The sequence below is a fragment of the Bradyrhizobium sp. CCBAU 11361 genome (genome assembly GCF_028128935.1).
In the GTDB taxonomy this organism is placed as follows: Bacteria; Pseudomonadota; Alphaproteobacteria; order Rhizobiales; family Xanthobacteraceae; genus Bradyrhizobium; species Bradyrhizobium niftali.
Map to the genome: position 1 here is coordinate 19,384 of NZ_LBJZ01000192.1, position 21,563 is coordinate 40,946.

20 protein-coding genes and 1 pseudogene are annotated in these 21,563 nt (G+C 63.5%); 11 read left to right on the plus strand and 10 right to left on the minus strand.

From position 1 onward, the window contains the following. Nucleotides 1-110 precede the first annotated feature (110 nt). Nucleotides 111-653 carry a tripartite tricarboxylate transporter TctB family protein gene (locus tag XI08_RS32085; RefSeq protein ID WP_271577453.1) on the plus strand — a complete coding sequence of 181 codons (543 nt, stop codon included), beginning with the start codon at nt 111-113 and terminating at the stop codon, nt 651-653. A gap of 12 nt (nt 654-665) precedes the next feature. Next, on the plus strand, nt 666-2,210 hold the full coding sequence (locus XI08_RS32090; protein ID WP_271577454.1) for a tripartite tricarboxylate transporter permease: 1,545 nt from the start codon (nt 666-668) through the stop codon (nt 2,208-2,210). Between the two features lie 26 nt (nt 2,211-2,236). Here the strand turns inward: XI08_RS32090 and XI08_RS32095 are convergent, their stop codons facing one another. Beyond that, on the minus strand, nt 2,237-3,436 hold the full coding sequence (locus tag XI08_RS32095; protein ID WP_271577455.1) for an HAD-IIIA family hydrolase: 1,200 nt from the start codon (nt 3,434-3,436) through the stop codon (nt 2,237-2,239). Between the two features lie 361 nt (nt 3,437-3,797). Between XI08_RS32095 and XI08_RS32100 the strand changes: the two are divergent. Together XI08_RS32100 and XI08_RS32105 are read left to right on the plus strand one after the other, a co-directional pair. Next, nucleotides 3,798-4,007: pseudogene (locus XI08_RS32100) on the plus strand (tripartite tricarboxylate transporter permease); the annotation flags it as partial. Between the two features lie 190 nt (nt 4,008-4,197). Then, a complete protein-coding gene (locus XI08_RS32105) occupies nt 4,198-4,830 on the plus strand; it encodes an outer membrane protein (RefSeq protein ID WP_271577611.1) in 633 nt (210 codons plus the stop codon). A gap of 14 nt (nt 4,831-4,844) precedes the next feature. Here the strand turns inward: XI08_RS32105 and XI08_RS32110 are convergent, their stop codons facing one another. After that, the gene (locus XI08_RS32110; RefSeq protein WP_271577456.1) at nt 4,845-5,306 is read right to left on the minus strand and encodes a hypothetical protein; all 462 of its coding nucleotides are present in this window, start codon (nt 5,304-5,306) and stop codon (nt 4,845-4,847) included. Between XI08_RS32110 and XI08_RS32115 the strand changes: the two genes are divergently transcribed. The 3 genes from XI08_RS32115 (at nt 5,269) to XI08_RS32125 (ending at nt 7,545) form a co-directional block, all read left to right on the plus strand. Continuing rightward, nucleotides 5,269-6,159: an outer membrane protein gene (locus tag XI08_RS32115; protein ID WP_271577457.1), complete on the plus strand. Its 891-nt coding sequence runs from the start codon at nt 5,269-5,271 to the stop codon at nt 6,157-6,159. The two genes, XI08_RS32110 and XI08_RS32115, sit on opposite strands and share 38 nt — an antisense overlap. Nucleotides 6,160-6,342: 183 nt before the next feature. Continuing rightward, on the plus strand, nt 6,343-7,197 hold the full coding sequence (locus XI08_RS32120) for a leishmanolysin-related zinc metalloendopeptidase (RefSeq protein WP_271577458.1): 855 nt from the start codon (nt 6,343-6,345) through the stop codon (nt 7,195-7,197). A gap of 96 nt (nt 7,198-7,293) precedes the next feature. Then, nucleotides 7,294-7,545, plus strand: a complete 252-nt coding sequence (locus XI08_RS32125; RefSeq protein WP_271577459.1) for a hypothetical protein — start codon at nt 7,294-7,296, stop codon at nt 7,543-7,545. 19 nt (nt 7,546-7,564) lie between these two features. Here the strand turns inward: XI08_RS32125 and XI08_RS32130 are convergent, their stop codons facing one another. Further along, entirely contained in the window at nt 7,565-8,758 is a 1,194-nt protein-coding gene (locus tag XI08_RS32130) for a CaiB/BaiF CoA transferase family protein (RefSeq protein WP_271577460.1), read from the minus strand. A 146-nt stretch (nt 8,759-8,904) separates the two neighbouring features. Then, nucleotides 8,905-9,231 carry a hypothetical protein gene (locus XI08_RS32135; RefSeq protein ID WP_271577612.1) on the minus strand — a complete coding sequence of 109 codons (327 nt, stop codon included), beginning with the start codon at nt 9,229-9,231 and terminating at the stop codon, nt 8,905-8,907. 219 nt (nt 9,232-9,450) lie between these two features. Between XI08_RS32135 and XI08_RS32140 the strand changes: the two genes are divergently transcribed. Further along, nucleotides 9,451-12,021, plus strand: coding sequence for a M10 family metallopeptidase C-terminal domain-containing protein (locus XI08_RS32140; RefSeq protein ID WP_271577461.1), 2,571 nt, complete (start codon nt 9,451-9,453; stop codon nt 12,019-12,021). A 483-nt stretch (nt 12,022-12,504) separates the two neighbouring features. Then, on the plus strand, nt 12,505-13,659 hold the full coding sequence (locus XI08_RS32145; protein WP_271577462.1) for a hypothetical protein: 1,155 nt from the start codon (nt 12,505-12,507) through the stop codon (nt 13,657-13,659). Between the two features lie 22 nt (nt 13,660-13,681). Here the strand turns inward: XI08_RS32145 and XI08_RS32150 are convergent, their stop codons facing one another. From XI08_RS32150 to XI08_RS32175, 6 genes are all read right to left on the minus strand, one after another. Beyond that, on the minus strand, nt 13,682-14,893 hold the full coding sequence (locus XI08_RS32150; protein ID WP_271577463.1) for a glycosyltransferase: 1,212 nt from the start codon (nt 14,891-14,893) through the stop codon (nt 13,682-13,684). Further along, a complete protein-coding gene (locus tag XI08_RS32155; RefSeq protein ID WP_271577464.1) occupies nt 14,890-15,657 on the minus strand; it encodes a class I SAM-dependent DNA methyltransferase in 768 nt (255 codons plus the stop codon). Before XI08_RS32155 ends, XI08_RS32150 begins: the two co-directional genes overlap by 4 nt. Further along, on the minus strand, nt 15,654-16,775 hold the full coding sequence (locus tag XI08_RS32160; RefSeq protein WP_271577465.1) for a DegT/DnrJ/EryC1/StrS family aminotransferase: 1,122 nt from the start codon (nt 16,773-16,775) through the stop codon (nt 15,654-15,656). The genes XI08_RS32155 and XI08_RS32160 overlap by 4 nt, the downstream gene beginning before the upstream one ends. Then, the gene (locus XI08_RS32165) at nt 16,772-17,218 is read right to left on the minus strand and encodes a hypothetical protein (protein ID WP_027545045.1); all 447 of its coding nucleotides are present in this window, start codon (nt 17,216-17,218) and stop codon (nt 16,772-16,774) included. Before XI08_RS32165 ends, XI08_RS32160 begins: the two co-directional genes overlap by 4 nt. A 127-nt stretch (nt 17,219-17,345) precedes the next feature. Beyond that, nucleotides 17,346-18,524, minus strand: coding sequence for a CgeB family protein (locus tag XI08_RS32170; protein WP_271577466.1), 1,179 nt, complete (start codon nt 18,522-18,524; stop codon nt 17,346-17,348). Between the two features lie 4 nt (nt 18,525-18,528). Next, nucleotides 18,529-19,836: a hypothetical protein gene (locus XI08_RS32175; protein WP_271577467.1), complete on the minus strand. Its 1,308-nt coding sequence runs from the start codon at nt 19,834-19,836 to the stop codon at nt 18,529-18,531. A gap of 198 nt (nt 19,837-20,034) precedes the next feature. Between XI08_RS32175 and XI08_RS32180 the strand changes: the two genes are divergently transcribed. Both XI08_RS32180 and XI08_RS32185 read left to right on the plus strand, forming a co-directional pair. Next, nucleotides 20,035-21,096, plus strand: a complete 1,062-nt coding sequence (locus tag XI08_RS32180; RefSeq protein ID WP_271577468.1) for a Gfo/Idh/MocA family protein — start codon at nt 20,035-20,037, stop codon at nt 21,094-21,096. Next, complete coding sequence (locus tag XI08_RS32185) at nt 21,093-21,560, plus strand: acyltransferase (RefSeq protein ID WP_271577469.1); 468 nt, start codon at nt 21,093-21,095, stop codon at nt 21,558-21,560. The genes XI08_RS32180 and XI08_RS32185 overlap by 4 nt, the downstream gene beginning before the upstream one ends. The last annotated feature ends 3 nt before the right edge of the window (nt 21,561-21,563 follow it).

The following is a 21,563-nucleotide window of genomic DNA, read 5'->3' on the forward strand; positions in this document are numbered from 1 at the left end:
GAAGGCGGGGCACCCAGTACGCCGCAGCTTACCCGCACTCCTCGCCGCCTCTGGAATACTGGATCATCCGCCTTCGCGGATGATGACAGCGCAATTTGATTTGGCAGAGCATGTCCCAAACCGATATCGAAATCGTCGTCGACGATCCAACCGCGCCTGAAGACGACTCGCCCTCCGTCGTCAGCTCCGGCACGATCGAAATCCTTGTCTGCCTCCTGCTGCTCGCGCTGGCCATCACGCTCGGCTACGACAATTGGCGCACAGGGGCGTCCTGGGACGCAACCGGGCCGGAGCCCGGCTATTTCCCGTTCTATCTCTCCCTCATCCTCGCCGGCGGCAGCCTCTATGGCCTGGCCACGGCGCTCGTCGCGCGCCGGGCGACGTCCGGAAGCTTCGTCACGCGCGCGCAGGCGCGCCGCGTCATGGCGGTGTTCGTGCCGACGCTGCTGTTCTGCCTCGTCACGCAATTCCTCGGCCTCTATGTCGCGAGCTTCCTGCTGATCGCGAGCTTCATGCGCCTCGTCGGCAAGATCGCGCTGTGGAAGTCGCTGCTCACGGCGCTCGTGTTCACGGCGATCATGTTCGTCACCTTCGACATCGCCTTCGACGTCATCATGCCGAAGGGGCCGCTCGAAGCGGCCTTCGGCCACTAAGGCGGCCCCGCGATGGAAGCTCTCGGTCTCCTGTTTCACGGCTTCGCCGTCCTGCTGACGTGGAAGACGCTCGTGCTGATGATGGTCGGGCTGGTGCTCGGCATCTTCGTCGGCGTGCTGCCGGGCCTTGGCGGCCCGAACGGCGTTGCGATCCTGTTGCCGCTGACCTTCACGATGGACCCGACCTCCGCGATCGTGATGCTGTCCTGCATCTATTGGGGCGCGCTGTTCGGCGGCGCCATCACCTCGATCCTGTTCAACATCCCGGGCGAAGCCTGGTCGGTCGCGACCACATTCGACGGCTATCCGATGGCACAGCAGGGCAGGGCGGCGGAGGCGCTGACCGCGGCGTTCACGTCCTCCTTCATCGGCTCGCTGGTCGCCGTGCTCCTCATCACCTTCCTCGCGCCGATGATCTCGTCCTTTGCGTTGAAGTTCGGCCCGCCCGAGTTCTTCGCGGTGTATCTGCTCACCTTCTGCTCTTTCGTTGGCCTCGGGCGCGAGGCCAAGCACAAGACGGTCATCTCGATGTCGCTCGGGCTGCTGCTCGCCGGCATCGGCATGGACACGGTGTCGGGCAATCTGCGCATGACCTTCGGCTCGGCCGAGCTCTTGCGCGGCATCAACTTCCTCGTCGCCGTCATCGGCCTGTTCGGCATCAGCGAGATCCTGCTGACGATGGAGGAGCGTCTGGCATTGCGGGGACATGCAGCGAGCATCTCGCTGCGCGTCGTGCTCAGCGTCTGGAAGGATCTGCCGAAATACTGGGTGACGCTGCTGCGCTCCTCCTTCATCGGCTGCTGGCTGGGCATCACCCCGGGCGGGGCGATCGCCGCGTCCTTCATGGGCTACAATCTCGCCAAGCGCTTTTCCAAGGATCCCGAGAGTTTTGGCAAGGGCCGCATCGAGGGCGTGTTCGCGCCGGAAACGGCGGCGCACGCCTCCGGCACCGCGGCGCTGCTGCCGATGCTGGCGCTCGGCATTCCCGGCTCCGGCACCGCCGCGATCCTGCTCGGCGGCCTGATGGTGTGGGGGCTCAATCCCGGCCCGCTGCTGTTCGTCGAGCACAAGGACTTCGTCTGGGGGCTGATCGCCTCGATGTATCTCGGCAACGTCGTCGGCCTCGTGCTGGTGCTGACGACGGTGCCGATCTTCGCCTCGATCCTGCGGGTGCCGTTCGCGGCGGTGGCGCCGATGATCGTGGTGTCCTGCGCGATCGGCGCCTATGCGATCCAGAACGCGATGTTCGACATCTGGCTGATGCTCGGCTTCGGGGTCGTCGGCTACGTCTTCAAGAAGATCGGCATTCCGCTCGCGCCGTTTACGCTGGCGCTCGTGCTCGGCAACCGCGCCGAGGATGCCTTCCGCCTGTCGATGATCGGCTCCGGCGGCGACCTCAAGGTGTTCTGGTCGAACGGGCTGGTCGGCTCGATCACGACGCTGGCGATCGTGCTGCTGTTCTGGCCGGTGATCGACGGGTTGCTGGGCCGCGTCGGACTAACGCGGGGGGCAAGCCGACGCCGGGCCAGGGGACAATCTCTCCGTGATTCAACATAAGGGCGATGTCGCGATAGTCGTAGGCATTACACGCCCGCGAGGCCAAGGTGCCGTCTGACGAAAGCTTGCAGATTGCCACCAGAAAACAGATGGCCGGCCAAGCCGGCCGCCTGCGCCGCCTCCATGTCGCTGTCTTTGTCGCCGATCACCATGCTGCGCGTCATGTCGACAGGAAAGCGCTTGAGAAGGTCGGTGATCATGCCGGGCGCCGGTTTGCGTCGGTCGCTCGTACGGCAATAGCGCGCGACGGTACCATCGGGATGATCGGGGCAGTATTCGAACGCGTCGATATGCGCGCCAGTCCGCGCCATCTGGTCCGCCATCCAGCGGTGCAAGGCGACGACGTGGTGCTCGGCGTAGTAGCCGCGAGCGACACCGGACTGGTTGGTGATGACGAAGGCAAAATAGCCGGCGTCGTTGACGTCTTTCACGGCCTCGCGTGCGCCCTCGATCCATTCGAGCTTGTGCGTCTCAAACATGTAGCCTGAATCGTGGTTGAGCACGCCGTCGCGATCGAAGAATACGGCCGGCCGCCGCAACTTCTCCGGCAATTCGCGATCGGCGCGCGCGAAGTCGTCGGGAGTGCCGATGTCGATGAAGTAACCGCGATAGGCCGTGCCCCGCAGCGCGCCGGACGCGGCAAGGCCGGGGAACACGTCCTGCTCGAGGGAGGCGGGAAGCGTCGTGATGTCGGCGAGGATGGATTTGCTGACAACGTAGATGCCGGCGTTGGCCGGTCCCGTGGCGCCCGTGCCGGGACCGATGAAGTCACGCACGGTGTTACCGTCGAGCACGACGCGGCCGTAGCGGTCTGCGACGACGTCTTCCCGCAACGCCATGTGAACGCCCCCGCCATGGGCGCGCGCGACCAGGTCGAGCAGGTTGAAGTCGAACAGCGAGTCACCGTTGAGCAACAGGAAGCGGTCGTGCAGCAGGTCGCGCGCATGCATTAGCGCGCCGCCGGTGCCGAGCGGCTCGACCTCGCGCGACACGAGGATCTTTGCCCGGCCCCTGGTCGCGCCGCCATAATGGGTCTCGACGATCTCGGCTTTGTGTCCCGCGAGCAGGAGGATCTCATCGAACACATCGTAGCGCACGAGCTCATCGATCAGCGTGTCGAGAAACGGCCGCCCGCCGATGTCGAGCATTGGCTTCGGAACCAGCTTGGTGCGCTCACCCAGCCGGGTGCCTGACCCTCCGGCGAGGATGACGGCCTGTCTCAACATGATGTGTCCTTCTGACGGCATGGACGTTGGATCGTAACGCCAATCTGCGGTGATGCGAGAAGCAATTTTCGTCGCACTACCATATCGGCGCGAACGGGGAGTGCGAATGAAGTCCGTCTGCCAGGTGGGGAGCCGAGCCTCAACAGCTTTCCCTCGGAGAAGGCTCCGAAGCATGGCGGGCAATAAAGTCGGGAATTTGGGATGGGCTGATTGACGGATTGAACCTCTTGAAGTGATCGCCATTCGATTTGCATCTGAACTCGGGAGCATGATGCGCCGCAGTTTCTTCACGATTGCCGCGATGTTGTTCTTGAGATGCGCCTGAGCGTCCCGAAGGAATCGCGCAGTCGATCGAGCTTCGATCGGCATTCCGCTCGCACCGTTCACGCTGGCGCTCGTGCTCGGCAACCGCGCCGAGGATGCCTTCCGCCTGTCGATGATCGGTTCCGGTGGCGACCTCAAGATGTTCTGGTTGAACGGGCTGGTCGGCTCGATCACGACCCTGGCGATCGTGCTGCTGTTCTGGCCGGTGATCGACGGGCTGCTGGGCCGCGTCCGACAGACGCAGCGGACTAGGGCGACATCGCGCTTGGCCTGTGGAACAACAATGTTCCGAATCAATGGCTTAGGGGATGTGGTGGCGTTCGGGTATCGGCACAGCCTTAAGCCAGATTATTTCCAGATGTTGCTGGCGCGGCACAGCCCTTGGGTAGGGAGCCGGGTATATTTATCGCTGGGGCCGCTCTCGCGACGACCCGTCGCTGACCAACGGCGCCGGCACCGTGCTGTTTACGAGCAGCGATCGCGCCAACATGGACGGCGTGATTGGCGGCGCCCAGATCGGCTACAATTGGCAGGTGCAGAACTGGGTGTGGGGCCTTGAGGCGGACATCCAGGGCGGCGGCCAAAAGGGAAGCCGCAGCTTCATCTGTCCGATCGCCGTCTGTACGCCTAGCGCGTTGATCCTTGTGGCTCCGGGACCGGCCGTTCCTGTTTCGCTTGACCAGAAGCTGACCTGGTTCGGAACGGTCCGCGGCCGCGTCGGTATCCTGGCGACCCCGACCGTCCTGTTCTACGCCACCGGCGGTCTGGCCTATGGCGAAGTGAGGACGACCGAGACCATCGGCGCAGCTGCTGCCGTGTTCTCCAACTCGGATACGCGCGTTGTCTACACGGTGGGCGCCGGCGTCGAAGGCGTGATCGGCGGCAACTGGACGGCCAAACTCGAATATCTCTGGGTCGATCTCGGCCGTACGTCCGGCGCGTTCACCACGACGATTCCTGCGCTGGGCGGCGGCGTGCTGACCAGCAACTACAGCTCGCGCATCACCGACAACATTCTGCGGGTGGGCGTGAACTACAAGTTCGGCGGCCCGGTGGTCGCGAAGTACTGAGATCAACAAAGGCGTCAACAAGAAGCAAAGCCCGGCTCGCGCCGGGCTTTGTCGTTTCTGTCCTGATTTTTGGAAATGGCGCCGGGCCGACGATCGGACAGCGCGGTCCGTTTGTTGCGGTCGTGCCACATCCGCAGCATGATCTGCCCTGATTGGATTGTCGAAGCTGCGCGTACCGCGCCTCTTTCGAGGCCCTCGCGTCCGTCCCCAAGATTCATCCCCGCCGCCAAACCGCGCTGAAATAGCAGCGAGTTCGAGATTGTCCGGTTGGCCCGCGCGCGCCTCACGCGCGCGAGCGGCTGCACGCGTCCCCTGAACGACCGACGTTCGAACGCAGGACGCGAAGCGATGCGCTCTTTCCTAGTGTCGCCGCACTGAATCGCCCGCGCTTCTTGCGAGCAGGCGAACAGGCAACGCCATTTTCTCGAGGGAAGATTGATGACACGAACTTTGCTGGTCGCGGCGGCGACCGCCATGCTGCTTGCACCGCGTGCCTTCGCCGCCGATCTGGCGGTGCCGCACATCCATACCAAGGCGCCGCCGGCGGCCGTCGATCCCGGCTACAATTGGAGCGGCTTCTACGCCGGCATCAATGTCGGCTATGGCTGGGGCCGCTCGGCCACCACGGCCGACTTCATCGACAGCGGGGGCGGCGCGCCGCTGAGCTCGAGCGCCGGCTCGTTCGATTTCAACGGCGTCACCGGTGGCGGACAGATCGGCTACAACTGGCAGCGCGGGATGTTCGTGGCGGGCTTCGAGGCCGACTTCCAGGGCAGCGGCGAGAAGGGCCGTTTCGACGCGCTGTGCGCCGGCGCACCGGCCGGTTTGCAGGACGGCGTCTGCACGCCGGGCCATCGCGGCGACAACACGTTCGATCCCGCGCTGCCTGTTACGTTCGATCTCACCCAGAAGCTGGACTGGTTCGGCACCGTCCGCGGCCGTCTCGGTGTCGCCGTGACGCCGCGCGTGCTGCTCTACGGCACCGGCGGTCTCGCCTATGGCCGCGTCTCCACCGCAGGGAGCGTGAGCGCGATCAATGTCGGCGGCTTCCCGGGCGCCGACGGCGGAACGTTCACGCCTGTTGCGGCGAGCTTCAGCAGCAGCACGACGACGGTCGGCTGGACTGCGGGCGCCGGCATCGAAGGCGCCTTCGCCGACAATTGGAGCGCCAGGCTCGAATATCTCTATGTCGATCTTGGAACGGTGTCGGGAACGCTCGCAACTCCCGTGATCGCGCTCAGCGGCGCGCCGCTGGTCGTCGGCTATCGCTCGCACGTTATCGACAACATCCTGCGCTTCGGTATGAACTATCGCTTCAGCGGGACCTGAGCGACTGTTTCGCAAAGCGTGCCTGCGAGTCGAAAGCCCGGTGGTCGCGCCGGGCTTTCGTGCGTCCGGAGGTGAAAACCGTCAGGCCCTGTGACGCTTTCTCTCCCTTGTCAGCGGCGTTAATCGGGATCACTATGCAAGCATAGATAGAAATTTATTTGATCTGCTTTTTTGGAGGATGTTATGGCGATTGAACGTTATCGCGCCCAGAAGGGCGCCGAGATTTCGCACGCGGTTGCCGCCGCAGCCGCTGCCCGAGGTTACACGATCGAAGTTCATTTCCTGGGCGGACTGACCGCCAAGCAAAAGGCCGCTTTCAAGCTTGCGGCAAACCGGTGGACCCACGCCATCGTGGGCGACTTGCCCGACGTCACGGTTGGCGGCGAAAGGATCAACAATCTTCGTATCGCGGCGCAAGGCACCGACATTGACGGGCCCGGAAATGTTCTCGGCCAGGCGGGACCGGACCGCCTGCGTCCGAAGAGTGCGGGGGCGGCTGCGTTCCTGCCGGCGACGGGCGACATGCAATTCGACATTGCCGATCTCGCCGCCATGGAAGCCGACGGCACCCTGAACGACGTCATCACGCACGAGATGGGGCATGTGATCGGCATCGGAACGATCTGGACGAACAAGAGATTGTTGAAGGGCGTCCGCACGCACAATCCGACATTCCACGGTGCCAACGCGATGCGCGAATACGGCAAGCTCCGCGGCTCCGCGACGCCGCTCCCCGTTCCCGTCGAAAACAAGGGTGGCGAAGGGACGGTGGATTCGCATTGGCGCGACACTGTTTTCGGCGCGGAATTGATGACCGGGTTCGTCAATGAAGGCGGCAATCCGATGAGCCGGTTGACGATCGCCAGCTTGCAGGATCTGGGCTATGAGGTGAACATGGACGTTGCGCAGCCGTATCACCTGCCCAATCATCTCCATATGGCTGAGGCAGGACTTGTCGCCGCGCATGATGAAAAGCCGAGAGGCATCGTGCTCCCGCGGATCCCGATCACGCTGCCCGACGAGAGTCTCGACTCCTAGGCCAACGCGCCGCTGAACGATGCTCTGCCGAGCAAGGCTTCTCTTGGAATTCAGGGAAACCGGATCATGGAGGGTATGAAGCGACCGGAAGCGATTGTGCTTCCAGATTCGTCATTGATCCTGTCCGACTGTCTGATCTCGCCTCCGCCCAACCAGTTCACCCACGAGGTGGCGAGATCGCAGCCATTCTATGCCTCGCGCGGCACGCCGAGCGGACCACCGACCGGACAATTCGCGGCGGGAGCCAAGGTCGTTCTGCTCTACCATGATGGCGGCGAGCTCTGTCGGGTTGTCGATGCCGGCGGCCACTATGTCGACACGCGCTTCGACGGCCTGCGCAAGATCTAGACGACTGCGTACGCCGCTTTCACACCACCTTGCGCTGACGCAGCTCCGCGATCTCGTCGGGGCCGAAGCCGAACTCCTTCAGCACCTCGTCGGTCTGCTCGCCGAATTCCGGCGGCCGCGCCACCATCTTGCTCGGCGTGCGCGACAGCGTCAGGGGCTGGCCGACCAGGCGGATGTGGCGGTCCTCGTCGTTCGGCACGTCCTGCGCGATGCCGAGATGCCTGACCTGGGCGTCCTCGAACATCTGGTCGATGGCGTAGATCGGCCCGCAGGGAACGCCGGCTTCGTTGAACTCCCGGACCCAGGTCTCGGTCGACTTCGTCACGGTACGCTTCTCGATCTCTGCGTTGAGCGCGTCGCGGTTCTTGGAGCGGGCAGGGGCCGTCGCATAGTCGGGGTGGCCAAAGAGTTCCGGCGCACCGATCGCCTGGGCGCAGCGCTCCCAGATCCGCCCGCCGGTCGTGGCGATGTTGATGTAGCCGTCCGAGGTCCTGAACACGCCGGTCGGGATGCTGGTCGGGTGGTTGTTGCCGGCCTGCCCGGCGACCTCCTTCTCCATCAGCCAGCGCGCGGCCTGGAAGTCGAGCATGAAGATCTGGGCCTGGAGCAGCGAGGTCTGCACCCACTGGCCCTTGCCCGAGACCTCGCGCTCGAGCAGCGCCGTGAGAATGCCCATGGCGCAGAACAGGCCTGCGGTGAGGTCGGCGACGGGAATGCCGGCCCGCATCGGGCCTTCGCCCGGCGCACCGGTGATCGACATCAGCCCGCCCATGCCCTGCGCGATCTGATCGAAGCCTGGCCGCTTGTGATAGGGGCCGTCCTGGCCGAAGCCGGAGATGCTGCCATAGACGATGCGCGGGTTGATCGCGGCGATGCTGTCATAGTCGATGCCGAGCTTCTTCTTCACGTCGGGACGGAAATTCTCGACCACGACATCGGCCTTGGCGGCGAGCCGCTTGAACACGGCGAGCCCGCGCTCGTCCTTCAGGTTCAGCGTCATCGCACGCTTGTTGCGGTGCAAATTCTGGAAGTCGGAGCCCCGCCGCGGCCCGCCCGGCTGCTCGCCGCCGGTATCCTCAGTCAGCGCGTCGATCTTGATCACGTTGGCGCCCCAGTCCGCGAGCTGCCGCACGCAGGTGGGCCCGGATCGGACGCGGGTCAGGTCGAGCACGGTGAAGCGCGACAGGGCTTCCGAGGCATGCGGAAAGGGCATCTTGAAGGGCTCCGGGACAGATTGCGGGCCTACCATAGTGCCCAACGCCCATGCGACAAGTCTGGGCCGACGCGGATGCCGCCTGTCGAAATGCAGTGCCTGATGGGGGCTGGGCCGGCGCGGCTTGCTGCGCTGCGTGAAAGGGATCAGCGCGGCAGGCGCTTCAGCTCGGCGCGCGCCTGCTCGGCCAGCGGGACGTCGCCGTGGCGCGCAATGAAGAGCTCGAGCGCCTCCCGCGTTCCCGTCCGACGGGCGGCTTCGTACTCCTCCGCCACCGCGGCGGAAGGATCGCGCGCCATTGGCATGGACGGGGCGCGGCCCGCCTTGCCGCGGTCCTTGCCGCCGTCCTTGCCGTTTTCATCTGCGTTGGCCTTCACGACCATGACAGGCTGTTCTCCGATGGACAGGTGATCCGGCCCGGCGACCACCGCGAGGACGCCGACGAGACCGGCCGAGAAGGAGCCAAGTTTCATGATTCTCCTCTGGAGATCATCAAGCATGCGGAACTCGCATTCCGTACTCGGCCCCATTTGACTACGGAATGGCCTGGACCGTATGATTACGGGGTTTGAAGCTAGCACATTTAATGGAAGGGGCCCGCACGCAGGCGCCAAATTTAAGCCAAACGTTTACCTCTGAAGCTAGAATCACACGCCTTCGCCCGAATCGCGCGGGTAGCTCCGGAGAGTCCATTGGCCACCGCTGTCACCGCCAGTGCCACCAACAACGCCGAGATCGACGGCCTGCTTTCGGGCGCCAAATGGTCCGGCACGATCACCTACAGCTTTCCGGACTCGGCCAGCGACTACGCCAATCCCTACGGCGGCGGCAACAGTGAGCCGACCACGTCGGGTTTTGCCTCGGCGCCGAGCCAGATGCAGGCGGCGATCAACTACGCGATCGGACTGATCCTCGGCTACACCAACGCCAATATCCAGTACGCAGGGACGAACGGCGCCGACATCATGGTCGCGCAGTCACCGTCGGCCAATCCGACCTCCTACGCCTATTACCCCGGCAACTCCGCGTCCGGCGGCGATATCTGGTTCGGGACTCAGTACAATTACTCGCTTGCCGCGCTCGGCAATTACTATTTCACGACCGCGCTGCACGAGCTCGGCCACGCCCTCGGCCTCAAGCACAGCCAGGAAACGGGCGGCGTCGCCAACGTCGCTGTGCCGAGCGCGCACGACGACAGCGAATACACCGTCATGAGCTATCGCAGCTATGTCGGCGGCTCGACCACGTCCGGCTACACCAATGAGGCGTACGGATTTTCGCAGACCTATATGGCCAACGATATCCTCGCGCTCCAGACGATGTACGGCGCGGACTACACGACCCAGAGCAACAACACGGTCTACACCTGGAATCCGACCACCGGGCAGGAATTCATCAACGGCGTGGGGCAGCTCGCGCCGGGCGGCGGCGGCGGAGGCTCGGCCAATCGCATTTATGAGACGGTCTGGGACGGCGGCGGCGTCGATACCTATGACCTGTCGAACTACACGACGAACCTGAGCATCAACCTCAATCCCGGTGCGGCGTCGGTGTTCTCCTCCGTGCAGCTGGCCAATCTCGGCAATGGCCATTACGCATCGGGCAACGTCTACAACGCCTATCTCTATAATGGCGACGCGCGCTCCTACATCGACAACGTCATCGGCGGGGCCGGCAACGACACGCTGGTGGGCAACGCGATCGCCAACGCGCTGAACGGCGGCGGTGGCAACGACACGATCACGGGGGGCGCGGGCAACGACGCCATCAATGGCGGCTCGGGCACCGACACTGCGGTGTATTCGGGCAGCCGGGCCAACTATCTGGTCTCGTACGACGCGACGACCCAGACGTTCACTGTGACCGACCAGCGCAGTGGCGCGCCCGATGGCACCGATACCGTCACCGGCGTCGAAAATTTCCAGTTTGCCGATGGCACGGTCTCAAGCACGACGCTTGATAGCGCGCCCGTCGTAATCGAGGCTTTTGGCTCCACCGAACTCGTGCAACAAGGCGGGTACTACTACTTAGATCTTATCTCGACCGGCACTGGCCCAATTCTCAAGTCTGGAGGTGCGGCGATCGCTGTTGGACAGTGCGGAACTTATGTACCAATCGGTGCGGAGCAGACGGGATCGGGCTACGACATTGTTTGGAAAAACGGCAGCGCCGACCAATACGTGGTGTGGGGTGCCGATAGCAATGGAAATTACGTCTCCAGCCTTACCGGCATTGTTTCAGGCGCGAGTGCGACGCTGCAATCGTATGAAAGCGTTCTGCATCAGGATCTGAACGGTGACGGGACTGTTGGCGTAGCGGCGACCACCGCCGCGATCGAGTCAGCTGGCTCGACCACGCTTTCGCAGGTTGGATCCAACTATTATCTCACCACGGGCGGTGCGAGCCTCACGCTCAAGTCTGGAGGTGCAGCGATCACGATTGGACAGTGTGGGACTTATGTACCGATCGGTGCGGAGCAGACGGGATCTGGCTATGACATTGTTTGGAAGAACGGCAGCGCCGACCAATACGTGGTGTGGGCTGCGGACAACAACGGAAATTACGTCTCCAGCCTGACAGGCATCGTTTCAGGCGCGAGTGCGGCACTGCAATCGTATGAAAGCGTTCTGCATCAGGATCTGAACGGTGACGGGACTGTTGGGGTAGCGGCGACCACCGCCGTGATCGAGTCAGCTGGCTCGACCACGCTTTCGCAGGTTGGATCCAACTATCACCTCGACACGGGCGGCGCGAGCCTCACGCTCAAGTCTGGAGGTGCTGCGATCACGGTTGGACAGTGCGGGTCTTATGTGCCAATCGGTGCGGAGCAGACGGGATCGGGCTACGACATTGTTTGGAAGAACGGCAGCGCCGACCAGTACGTGGTGTGGAGTGCCGACAACAACGGAAATTACGTCTCCAGCCTTACTGGCGTTGTTTCAGGCACGAGTGCAAAGCTACAATCGTATGAATCGGTCCTCCATCAGGATCTGAATGGGGACGGGTCGATTGCCGCAGCCGGCGCTGGTCAAGGGGTGGTCGGCGACTCTTTCGCTTTTCGAGCAGCGCTCCCGGAGGGAGGAGGCGCGATCAGGGGCGAGCCCGCGTCTGGGGACTTCACGTTACTCTTCGATGTCGCGCAGGACGCATTCCCAAAGAGTGTCGTGGAGTCTGTCCTGAAATCAATCGAGGCGATCGAACATACCGATACCGGTCCTTCGGTTAGGTTTGTCGATTCGATGGACCACTTCCATCTTACTTGAAGTCGTCGATGTCGTTAATGGATACAACGAATAGTTGGATCTCCATTGCTCAAAAGCTCGTCGACTAACGGCTCTTAAGTTGGGTCGTTGGCATGAGCTCTAGCCGAGAAGCAAGTGAACATGACTGGCCGTCTTCATCGGCTCATCCACGGCTGGTCCGCGAGCATGGTTCAGATCCTGCTTGGCTTGACTCAGCAGCTTCTCCTGATTCCCGCGTTCTTGCATTTTTGGGCCATCGACATGCTGGCGGCTTGGCTTGTCATTTACTCGGCCAGCTCCCTTTTGGTCGTCGCCGATGCCGGGCTACAGGCCCGGGCGCTCAATCGATTTCTTGCCTTTAAGTCCTGCGTCGATTGTGATGGAAGGACGTCGAGCTATTTCGCGGGCATGCTGCAGATCTATGTGCGGGTTGTGTTGGCACTGGGAGCGGTTTTGTTCCTGAGTATCGAGCTTTTTCCGCCAGCATCGGTGCTTGGATTTCAGATGACGCCGACCTTCGACACCGCGATGCTCGTGATGACCGTCGGCACGCTGCTCGCATTGCCCGCCAATCTAGTCTCCGGCCTCTATCGCGCGCGCGGAAAATACGGACGGGCCGTGTGGTCGCAAAACGTCGCCTTGCTGCTCGGGCAGGTCGGGCAGCTCGTCGCGATCGCCTGGTTCGGCAGCCTGCTGACGGTCGCGATCGCCTACGTCTCGGCGCAGGTCCTGTCCGCGCTGTTCCTGATTGTATATGACGCGCCGCGCCAGTTGCCGTTCTTGCGCCGGAACCGATCGGCAGCATCGCCATCCTGGCGCTGGAGCGCCGGGCAGTTCGGGCTCGCCTTTCCGTTCTCCATTGCCAACCTTACCGAGCTCGCGCTCGTCAACGCACCGATGCTGCTGGTCAGCGCGATGGTCGCCGATCGCGTGGCGGTGGCGCAATGGGGCCTGATCCGTGTGATCGCGAGCTTCGTGAGAGGCGTCTGCATCCAGATTACGCTGCCGATCGGCGCGGAGCTCGGCCACGATTATGCGATCGGTGACAAGGTGCGGCTACGCGGCCTCTATGCCCATGGGTCGATGCTCGTCACCGCCATCGCCAGCCTGATCGTCGCGGGCCTGTTGCCGTTCTGGTCGGATTTCTTCGCACTGTGGACGCATGGCAGTATTCCTAACGATGCCACGCTCACCGTGACGCTGTTGCTCGGCTCCGCCGTCGTCGCGCCCTCGCTGATGGCGTTCGTCTTCGCCAATCACAGCAATCGCGGCGATCTCCTGGTCCGGACCAAGGGGCTGCAGCTGATCACCTTCCTGATCCTCTCGGCCTCGCTGATCCCCCGGCTCGGCCCGCTCGGCGCCGCAATCGCGATCGTGGCGAGCGACCTCCTGACCCAGGTCGGAATCCTGACGCTGGTGATCATGCACCAGACGCTCGCCCAACCGCTCCGCCACATGCTGGCCCTGATCGCGGTGATGGTAGCGATCATATTCGGCGGGTGGGGGCTTGGACTGGCGATCCACGTCACGGTGCCCGGAACGGGGCCGCAACGCTTCCTCGCGGAGTGCGCGATCTGGCTCGTTGCTGTTGCCGCTATGGCGAGCCCGTTGCTGATGGAGCGCGTGCGCGGCCGCGTGCTGGCTGCCGTGCCGAACTGAAAGCGCCAGCGTTGCCCGGATATCAGTAGATCTGAGGGTAACGGCGATATCTCAACCGCATCAGGTGCCGGGCGAGCTGCCGATGCCCTTCCTCGATCTGCTCGCCGAAGTGGGCAAGCCTTTGCTTGCCCGCGATGGCGAGGCGGGTGCGTTCTTCGGCCGAACGGATCTTGACAATGGCCTTGGCGAGCGAGGCCGGATCGTCGTAGTCGAACAGGGCCGCCGCATCGCCGGCCTGCGCCTTGAAGGCTTCCGGATAGATCACCGGCGTGCCGACAGCCCACGCCTCCAGCGGCGGCAGATTGGTCGGGCCGAAATAGGTGGCCATGACAAGCGCGTTGGCGCCGCGATAAAGGGCGCCGAGCTCCGCGGAGGGAACGAAGCCGAGCATGCGCACCGAATCGCCGAGACCATGCTGCGCAACCAGTGCCTCGAACGCTGCGCGGGCGCCGGGATCTGAGCCGCAGAGCACCAGCGTGTGCTTCTCGCCCTGATCCCTCAGCAGGCGCATCGCAAGTAGAATGGTCGCATGGTTCTTGTGCGACCAGAATTGCGCCGGATAGAATAGATAGCCGGGCTCGATGCCGTACTTCTTCAGGATCGCGGCGTCCTCGGCTTCACCGGTCGCGCCTGACCGCGCCACGTAGAGCGACGGCGAGAACGGGATGCAGACGGCATGACCGCGCTCCATCGCGTAGCGCCGGCACAGCATGTCGACTAGTTCGTCGGCATTGGTGATGACCACCGCCGCCTTGGTGGCGGCGCTGCGCCACACCATGTCGCGCCGCTCGAACTGGGCGAATTCGCGCACCTCGTCGAATTCGGGGCTATCGCGGAAGCAGCCGTCGAAAATCGTGATCATGAACGGCAGTTTGTAGAGCACCAGATTCCAGTTAGACGTGGTCGTGAAATAGACGATGTCGACGCCGGCCTTGCTCAGCTTTTTCTCGAACGGCGCGCAGACGTGCATGGCGTACTGCAAGAGGTCGAACGGTCCCCAATATTTGAGGAACAGGAACAGGCGGTCGAGCCAACTCAGCTTCAGATACACGCTGTTGATGCCGAGATCAGCGAGGATCGCGACGTTGTCGGACAGCGTCGTGAACACGGTGACGTCGATATCCGCGGTCTTGGCCCAGTCGCGCATCCACATGATGTCGGTGAGCGACTGCTGGAAGCCACCCCCGACGTCGAGCGGGAGCTCGAGGAAAATGCCCACGTGATAGCGTTTCACGGCGTGCCGCTCTTTCTGGCGACCGCGTAGGCGGCCCAGCTCTTCGTGTGCGGTGCGTCCTGTGTCAGCCAGGCGGCGTGGACGGCGGGCCGAAAGCCGCTCGCCTCGAGCGCCGCATCGATCTCGAACGGAAACCAGTAGCGCAGGTGGTGCGCTTCCTCGACGCGCCGGATCGTGGCGCGATCCGTGTCCTCGCAGAACAACGTGTAGTTCACGGTGACGGTCGCGGCCTGCTCGTCGTGGTCGGATTGCGCGATGCGGGTGAGTCGCAGCGGCTTCTGCTCGATCACCTTGACCCTGGTCTCGACGCCCTGCGCCAGCACGGCGCCGCCGTACCAATAGTCGAAGAAGAACACGCCGCCGGGCTTCAATGCGGCGTGCGCGGTGCGAAACATGGCCGCCAGCGCATCGCGGCTGGTCTGGTAGCTCGCAACGTGGAACAGCGACACCACCGCGTCGAAGCCGCGCTCGGGACCGGCTTCACGGGCATCGCCCTGCCGGAACGGAATCGAAAGGCCGGCCTGCTCGGCGCGGGCCTTGGCACTCGCGATCATCTCGTGGCTGAGATCGATGCCGGCAACGGTCCAGCCGTCGCGCGCGAAGGCGAGCGCATGCAGGCCGGTGCCGCAGCCGAGATCGAGCAACCTGCCCGAGGTGGCGCCGTGGTCGCGCAGGCGCGCCTCGACGAATGCCGTCTCCGCCGCATAATCTTTGTCCCGGTAGAGGAGGTCGTACCAGGGCGCGTATTCGGCGAACACCGTCACGCCAGAATCTCCTTCAGCGCCTGTGCGGAGCGCGCGATCTCGTCGTCGGTCAAGGCAAGGCCGCTCGGCAGGTAAAAACCGCGGCGGGCGATGTATTCCGCGTTCGGATGGGATTCGGCGAGCATCAGTCCCATCCGGCGCAACACCGGCTGCTCGTGCATGCACCAGAAGAACGGCCGCGTCCCGATGCCTTTTTCGCCGAGGCGGCGCATCGCTTCCTTGGCGTCGAACGGCACGTCCTCGTTCAGCACGATGCCGTAGACCCAGTAGATGTTGTCGGCATAGCCGGTGCGGGCAACCGGGCGGCGGATGCGGTTGAGGCCCGCAAGATGCTCGTCATAAAGCCGGCCGATCCGGCGCTTGATCTCGACCGTGCGCGGCAGGCGCTCGACCTGGGCGACGCCGAGCGCGGCCTGGAGGTTGGTCATGCGCGCGTTCCAGCCGAGCTCCTCGTGGACGAAACGCTGCTGCGGCTGGAAGCAGAGATTGCGCAGGCCCTGCAGGCGGTCGGCGAGCGCGTCGTCGTCGGTGAGGATCATGCCGCCTTCACCGGTCGTGACGTGCTTGTTGGGATAGAAGCTGAAGGTCGAGACGTCGCCGAAGCCGCCGCAGGGCGCGCCACGATAGGTCTGGCCGTGCATCTCGGCGGCGTCCTCGATCACTTTCAGATCGTGCTTGCGTGCGAGCGCCAGGATCGGATCGAGATCGACCGGCAGGCCGTAGATGTGAACCAGCATGATCGCGCGCGTGCGCGGCGTGATTGCGGCTTCGACGCCGTCAGCCGTCATGTTCCAGGTCGCGGCATCGCAGTCGACCCCGACCGGCACGAGGCCCGCTCGTACCAGGGCGGCGGCGCAGCTGATGATCGTGAAGGTCGGGATGATGACCTCCGAACCTTGCTCGAGCCCGAGCGCATGAACGGCGATGTCGAGTGCGACGGAGCCGTTGGTCACCGCGAGGCCATGGCGCCGCCCCGCAACCTCGGCCATCGCCTGCTCGAAGCGCTTGATGAACGGTCCTTCCGACGAGATCCATCCGGTCCGGATACATTCGGCGAGATAGTCGGCCTCGTTGCCGTCGAGCAGCGGCGTGTTGACGGGAATGAACGGCGCGATCACTGGCCAGGGCCCTTGATCCGGATTTCGGACCGGGAGACTTCGGCAAACCGCGTCTTGTCGTCTTCGCCGGAATAAGGACCCTGCTTGATCTCGAACATCTCGAGCGGTTCGAGCACGTGGAAGCCGTGGGCGCCGCTGCAGAGCAGGATGATGTCGCCGGCACCGAGCACGCGGCTTTCGAGATAGTTCTCCTCGACGGTGTAGAAGTCGACCTGGAGCTTGCCCTTCTGGATCAGGAGGGCTTCCTGGGTGTAGTGCACCTCACGCGTCACCTTGTTGTGGCGATGCGGCTCGATGCTCTTGCCCTTCGGATGGCTCATATAGGCGAGCTGCTGCGACAGTTCCGGCGACGAGAAGAAATGGATACCCGGCTCGCGGAACGAGGCGCGCACGATGATCGCGTAGAGCTGGTCGCCGAATCGAACATGTTCGACGTGTTCCATCCTGGGCCTCGACAAAAAGCGCTGTAATTAGAGTGACATAGCTGTATCGCTGCGCACTTTGGCCATTTTGGCCGGGACCGTCAAGGGCGGACGGAAGATGGCAATCGTCGCACCGGCCGGCGGGGATTTAAGCGACGAAGGCCAGGATCTCCTCGACGCGCCGGCGGAAGGTATGGGCCGCAAAGGTCCTGGCCTGGCCGGCCTTCGCAATGGACAGGCGCGCCGCGTCGTCGGCGAGATAGCGTTCGATCTGCGCAAGGCAGTCCTCGACCGTGCGCCATGCCGCGACCTCGCGTTCGGGCGCGAACAGCGTATCCAGGTTGTCCTTGAAATCGGTGAGCAGGAAGGCGCCGACGCCGGTCGCTTCGAACAGCCGCGCATTGCCGGCCTCGCGGCCGGCCATGTCGATGTGCGAGTTGAGCGTGACGCGCGAGGCGCGCAGCGCCTGGTACATCTCCACGCCCCAGACCTCGCCCTGGTAGCAGCGGTGCAGCGGCGAGGAGGCCGGGAGGGTGTGCAGGCCGCTGCCGAAGAGCTTCAGATCGTATTTCCGAGCCACCGCTTCGAGTTGTGCCACCCGTTGCTGGTGATCTGCCGACACGGCGCCGACGAAGGAGATGTCGATGCTGCGTTCGGGCGCAGGCGGTAGAACGTTAAGGATATCAGGCTCGAAGGCCAGATGAACCACCTCGGATCTGACGCCGGCATTGCGGAAGGAATGAACGACACTGAGAAGCTGCGAGATCATCAGGTCGTAGGCCGACCAGTCCTCGCCGCGCGAAGGAACGATGCCGACCTGGCCGATCAGGATTGGGCGGCCGATCTGCTTGATCCGGCGCGCAAGGCGCGTGTCGACGTGAAACAGATCCTGGTTGAGGACGAGATCGGGTTTGAAGTCCTCGATCTGCGCCAGCAGGATAGTTTCGGCTTCCGCGTCGAGACGCGGGCTGAGGCCGACCTTGCGCGCGAGCGGTCTCAGCATCGGCTTGAATGGCGCGACCGCGCGTTGCAGCCAGCCAGGAACGGCATCGCGCGCGGCCGGCGCGCCGGGCGGCGGCGGCTCGGTGACGGCAAGGCCATGCTCGCGTGCCCAGGCTGCCCGCATCCAGGGATTGTTGACATGGATGTCGGCGGCTGTGTGCCCGAGGCCGGCGAAATTGCGCGAGTAGAAATCGGCGACGCCGAACAGGCTGGCGTTCCGCGCCGCCATCTGCGTTGCGTAAGGCGCGCCGGCAAGATTCGGCGCGCGGCGGTACAGCCACGCCAGGAAACGCGGATAGTCGGCGTTGAGGATGAGGATGCGCACCGTCTTAGTGCTCTTGTTTGGGGAGGTCGCGCGGCATCACGTACCAGAGGAGGAACAGCAGTGCCGCCCCGTGCGTCAGCATCACCGTCGTGAAGGGAACATTCATCAGTGTCTGAGGCAACAGCGCCCCAGATACCAGAATGGTGCGCTGGGACACGCCGGCGGACATCCCGTTGGCGATAGCGATGACGATGCCGCAGACAAGTGCCGAGATTGGAGCATACAACGGGCCGACCGATGCGACCCCTTCGGTCGCGAAGAGTGACGCGTTCATGTAGCCGCCGATGCCGAACGAGTTGTAAATGACAACTGCGAGCGGCTGTTGGTAGGCGCAAGACATAAGGGGTTTCAAAAGGCTGATCTGGCAGAAGTGGGTCAGATCATGCGTGAAGAAGAACTCGCTGTAATAATCCATCGCAAGCGACGGGATCGCCATCATGCGGAGGTTCACAAGCTGGAAGACGGACATCGCGAACCGTTCCGGAAACAGGCCGTACTTGTATAGGCCGAGCAGGATGACGCCCGCTGCGGTCGGGACCAGCAAGGACAGGATGACGGTGAGCCGCAAAGCCAGGAGCCTCGTCGCCGCCAACATGAGGACGAGCCAGGCGGGGGTGAAGAAGGCCTGCTTGCTCAACGTGACCGGATAGAACAGCAGCAGCAGGATGAGGATGGTGCCGGCCCGCCAGCGGCTTCCGCGGATTGCGTAGCATGCGAACGCGAACGGCAGGAGCGTCGTCGTCGTGATTCCGACCAGGTAGTTCACCAATGTTGGTGCGGTCAGAGCCTCGCGATATGTGTAGATGTCTCCAAGCGAGACCAGCCTGAAATTGTAATAAGCTCCGACTGCCGCGGCGGCGGCCCCGATCAGCACGATGCCGCCCAATAGCCGCTCGAAAGCCTGCGGGGAAAATGTCAGCAATCGCGGCAGGGACGGCCGGTAGAGCGCAGGCAGCAGGAACGCCACCGCGGAGGCTGCCGCCGAGAGGCCGCTCAGGCGATGGTTGTAGCCGAACTCGGAGAAGCTGTTCAGCCAGAGATAGCCGGCAATCATGACGAAGAGGTAGTAGCCGGCAAAATAGCCGAAGCTGAACGGGGCGCGGGCGAACAGGACGGTCAGGACGGCGAACGCGGCAACCGTGGCGACCGCCGCGGGCAGCGTCTCGTAGCCGAAGAGAATGTGGTACGCAGGGTATACCTGCGCGACGCAGATCAGCGAGATGCAGCCCAGGGCCAGATGGCACAGGATGAGAAGTGCCACGCCGCGATCGCTGCCGCGCAAACGAAGTCCGTCCGCGGCCTTCTGATCCATGATGTCCGTAGGGAGTCCCATGTAGCGGTTCGGATATCCCATCCGAACAATGCACGCAATGTCCCAAGCGTGCCCGAAACGGGATTTTGCACGGTCTAAAGCCTTGATTTGTTCAGGCTTTTGTTAATATAGGTCAGCCTGACCGGTGCGCTCAGAACCTCTCGTTACGAGCCCGCCCACAGAGAGGATCGAGGTCTCATGATCAGGTTCGGCCTGCTCGGGTGCGGGCGCATTGCCAAGCGGCACGCCGACCTTTTGGGCGGCAACCATATCGACGGCGCGCGTCTTGTCGCGGTGTGCGATTCGGATCGCGCGCGGGCGGATGTGATCGCTTCGAAATTCAAGGTGTCAGCGTACGACAATCTCGACGCGATGCTCGCGCGTAACGATATCGACGCCGTTGCCGTGCTGACGCCGAGTGGGCTGCATCCGCAGCATGCGATTGCCTGCGCGCGGGCGGGCAAGCATGTTGTGGTCGAAAAGCCGATGGCGCTGCGGCTGCAGGACGCCGACGACATGATCCGCGCCTGCGACGAGGCCGGTGTAAAGCTCTTCGTCGTCAAGCAGAACCGCTTCAATGTGCCGATCGTCAAAGCGCGCGAGGCGCTCGATGCCGGCCGGTTCGGCAAGCTCGTGCTCGGCACGGTCCGTGTGCGCTGGTGCCGCGACCAAGCCTACTACGATCAGGACGCCTGGCGCGGCACTTGGGCACAGGACGGCGGCGTGCTCACCAATCAGGCCAGCCATCACATCGACATGCTGGAGTGGTTCTTCGGCGACGTCGTCAGCGTTCATGCGCGCAGCAGCACCGCGTTGGTGAAGATAGAGACCGAGGACACCGCGGTTGCAACGCTGAAGTTTCGCAGTGGGGCGCTGGGGATCATCGAGGCGACGACCGCGGTGCGTCCAGCCGATCTCGAAGGCTCGCTCTCGATCCTGGGCGAGAAGGGAACCGTGGAGGTCGGCGGCTTCGCCATGAATCAGATCCGCCATTGGCGCTTCGTCAACGAGCTGCCGTCGGACAAGGAGGTGATCGAAAGGTTTTCGGTCAATCCGCCGAACGTCTACGGCTTCGGCCACCAGGCCTATTATGAGCACGTTGTCGAGTGTCTCGCCGACCGTGGCGCGGCTCTGGTCGACGGACTGCAGGGCCGCAAGAGCCTGGAGCTGATCTCCGCGCTCTACGAATCCATCGAGACCGGGCAGGAGGTGCCACTTCACTTCGTGCCTCGCCGTAGTCGTTTGGGCATTGCCTCGTGAGCGGCCCCGAGCTCCACCAGGTCGGGATACGCAACGTCAGCTTCGGCGTCGGAGTCAAGGTGGTCGAACCCTGCAATCTCTACGGTTGCACGATCGGCGACGGTTGCTTCATCGGACCGTTTACCGAGATCCAGAAGGATGTCGTCATCGGCGCCCGCACGCGCGTGCAGTCGCATAGTTTTGTCTGCGAGCTCGTCAGCATCGGCGAGGACTGCTTCGTCGGTCACGGCGTAATGTTCATCAACGACACTTTTGCGAGGGGAGGGCCGGCGCGCGGTCGTAAGGAACTGTGGCGCGAGACAAGAATCGGCAGCCGGGTATCGATCGGCTCGAATGCGACGATCATGCCGGTCACAATCGTGGATGATGTCGTGATCGGCGCGGGTTCGGTGGTGACGAAGGATATCACCATGGCCGGAACCTATGCCGGTAATCCGGCGCGGCTATTAACCTTGCGGAAGTGACGA

Bases quoted from the DNA above. Each gene is read 5' to 3' on its own strand.
- XI08_RS32085 (WP_271577453.1), top strand. From the start codon at position 111: ATGTCCCAAACCGATATCGAAATCGTCGTCGACGATCCAACCGCGCCT.
- XI08_RS32090 (WP_271577454.1), top strand. From the start codon at position 666: ATGGAAGCTCTCGGTCTCCTGTTTCACGGCTTCGCCGTCCTGCTGACG.
- XI08_RS32095 (WP_271577455.1), bottom strand. From the start codon at position 3,436: ATGTTGAGACAGGCCGTCATCCTCGCCGGAGGGTCAGGCACCCGGCTG.
- XI08_RS32115 (WP_271577457.1), top strand. From the start codon at position 5,269: ATGACACGAACTTTGCTGGTCGCGGCGGCGACCGCCATGCTGCTTGCA.
- XI08_RS32110 (WP_271577456.1), bottom strand. From the start codon at position 5,306: ATGGCGGTCGCCGCCGCGACCAGCAAAGTTCGTGTCATCAATCTTCCC.
- XI08_RS32120 (WP_271577458.1), top strand. From the start codon at position 6,343: ATGGCGATTGAACGTTATCGCGCCCAGAAGGGCGCCGAGATTTCGCAC.
- XI08_RS32130 (WP_271577460.1), bottom strand. From the start codon at position 8,758: ATGCCCTTTCCGCATGCCTCGGAAGCCCTGTCGCGCTTCACCGTGCTC.
- XI08_RS32135 (WP_271577612.1), bottom strand. From the start codon at position 9,231: ATGAAACTTGGCTCCTTCTCGGCCGGTCTCGTCGGCGTCCTCGCGGTG.
- XI08_RS32145 (WP_271577462.1), top strand. From the start codon at position 12,505: ATGACGCCGACCTTCGACACCGCGATGCTCGTGATGACCGTCGGCACG.
- XI08_RS32165 (WP_027545045.1), bottom strand. From the start codon at position 17,218: ATGGAACACGTCGAACATGTTCGATTCGGCGACCAGCTCTACGCGATC.
- XI08_RS32175 (WP_271577467.1), bottom strand. From the start codon at position 19,836: ATGGATCAGAAGGCCGCGGACGGACTTCGTTTGCGCGGCAGCGATCGC.
- XI08_RS32180 (WP_271577468.1), top strand. From the start codon at position 20,035: ATGATCAGGTTCGGCCTGCTCGGGTGCGGGCGCATTGCCAAGCGGCAC.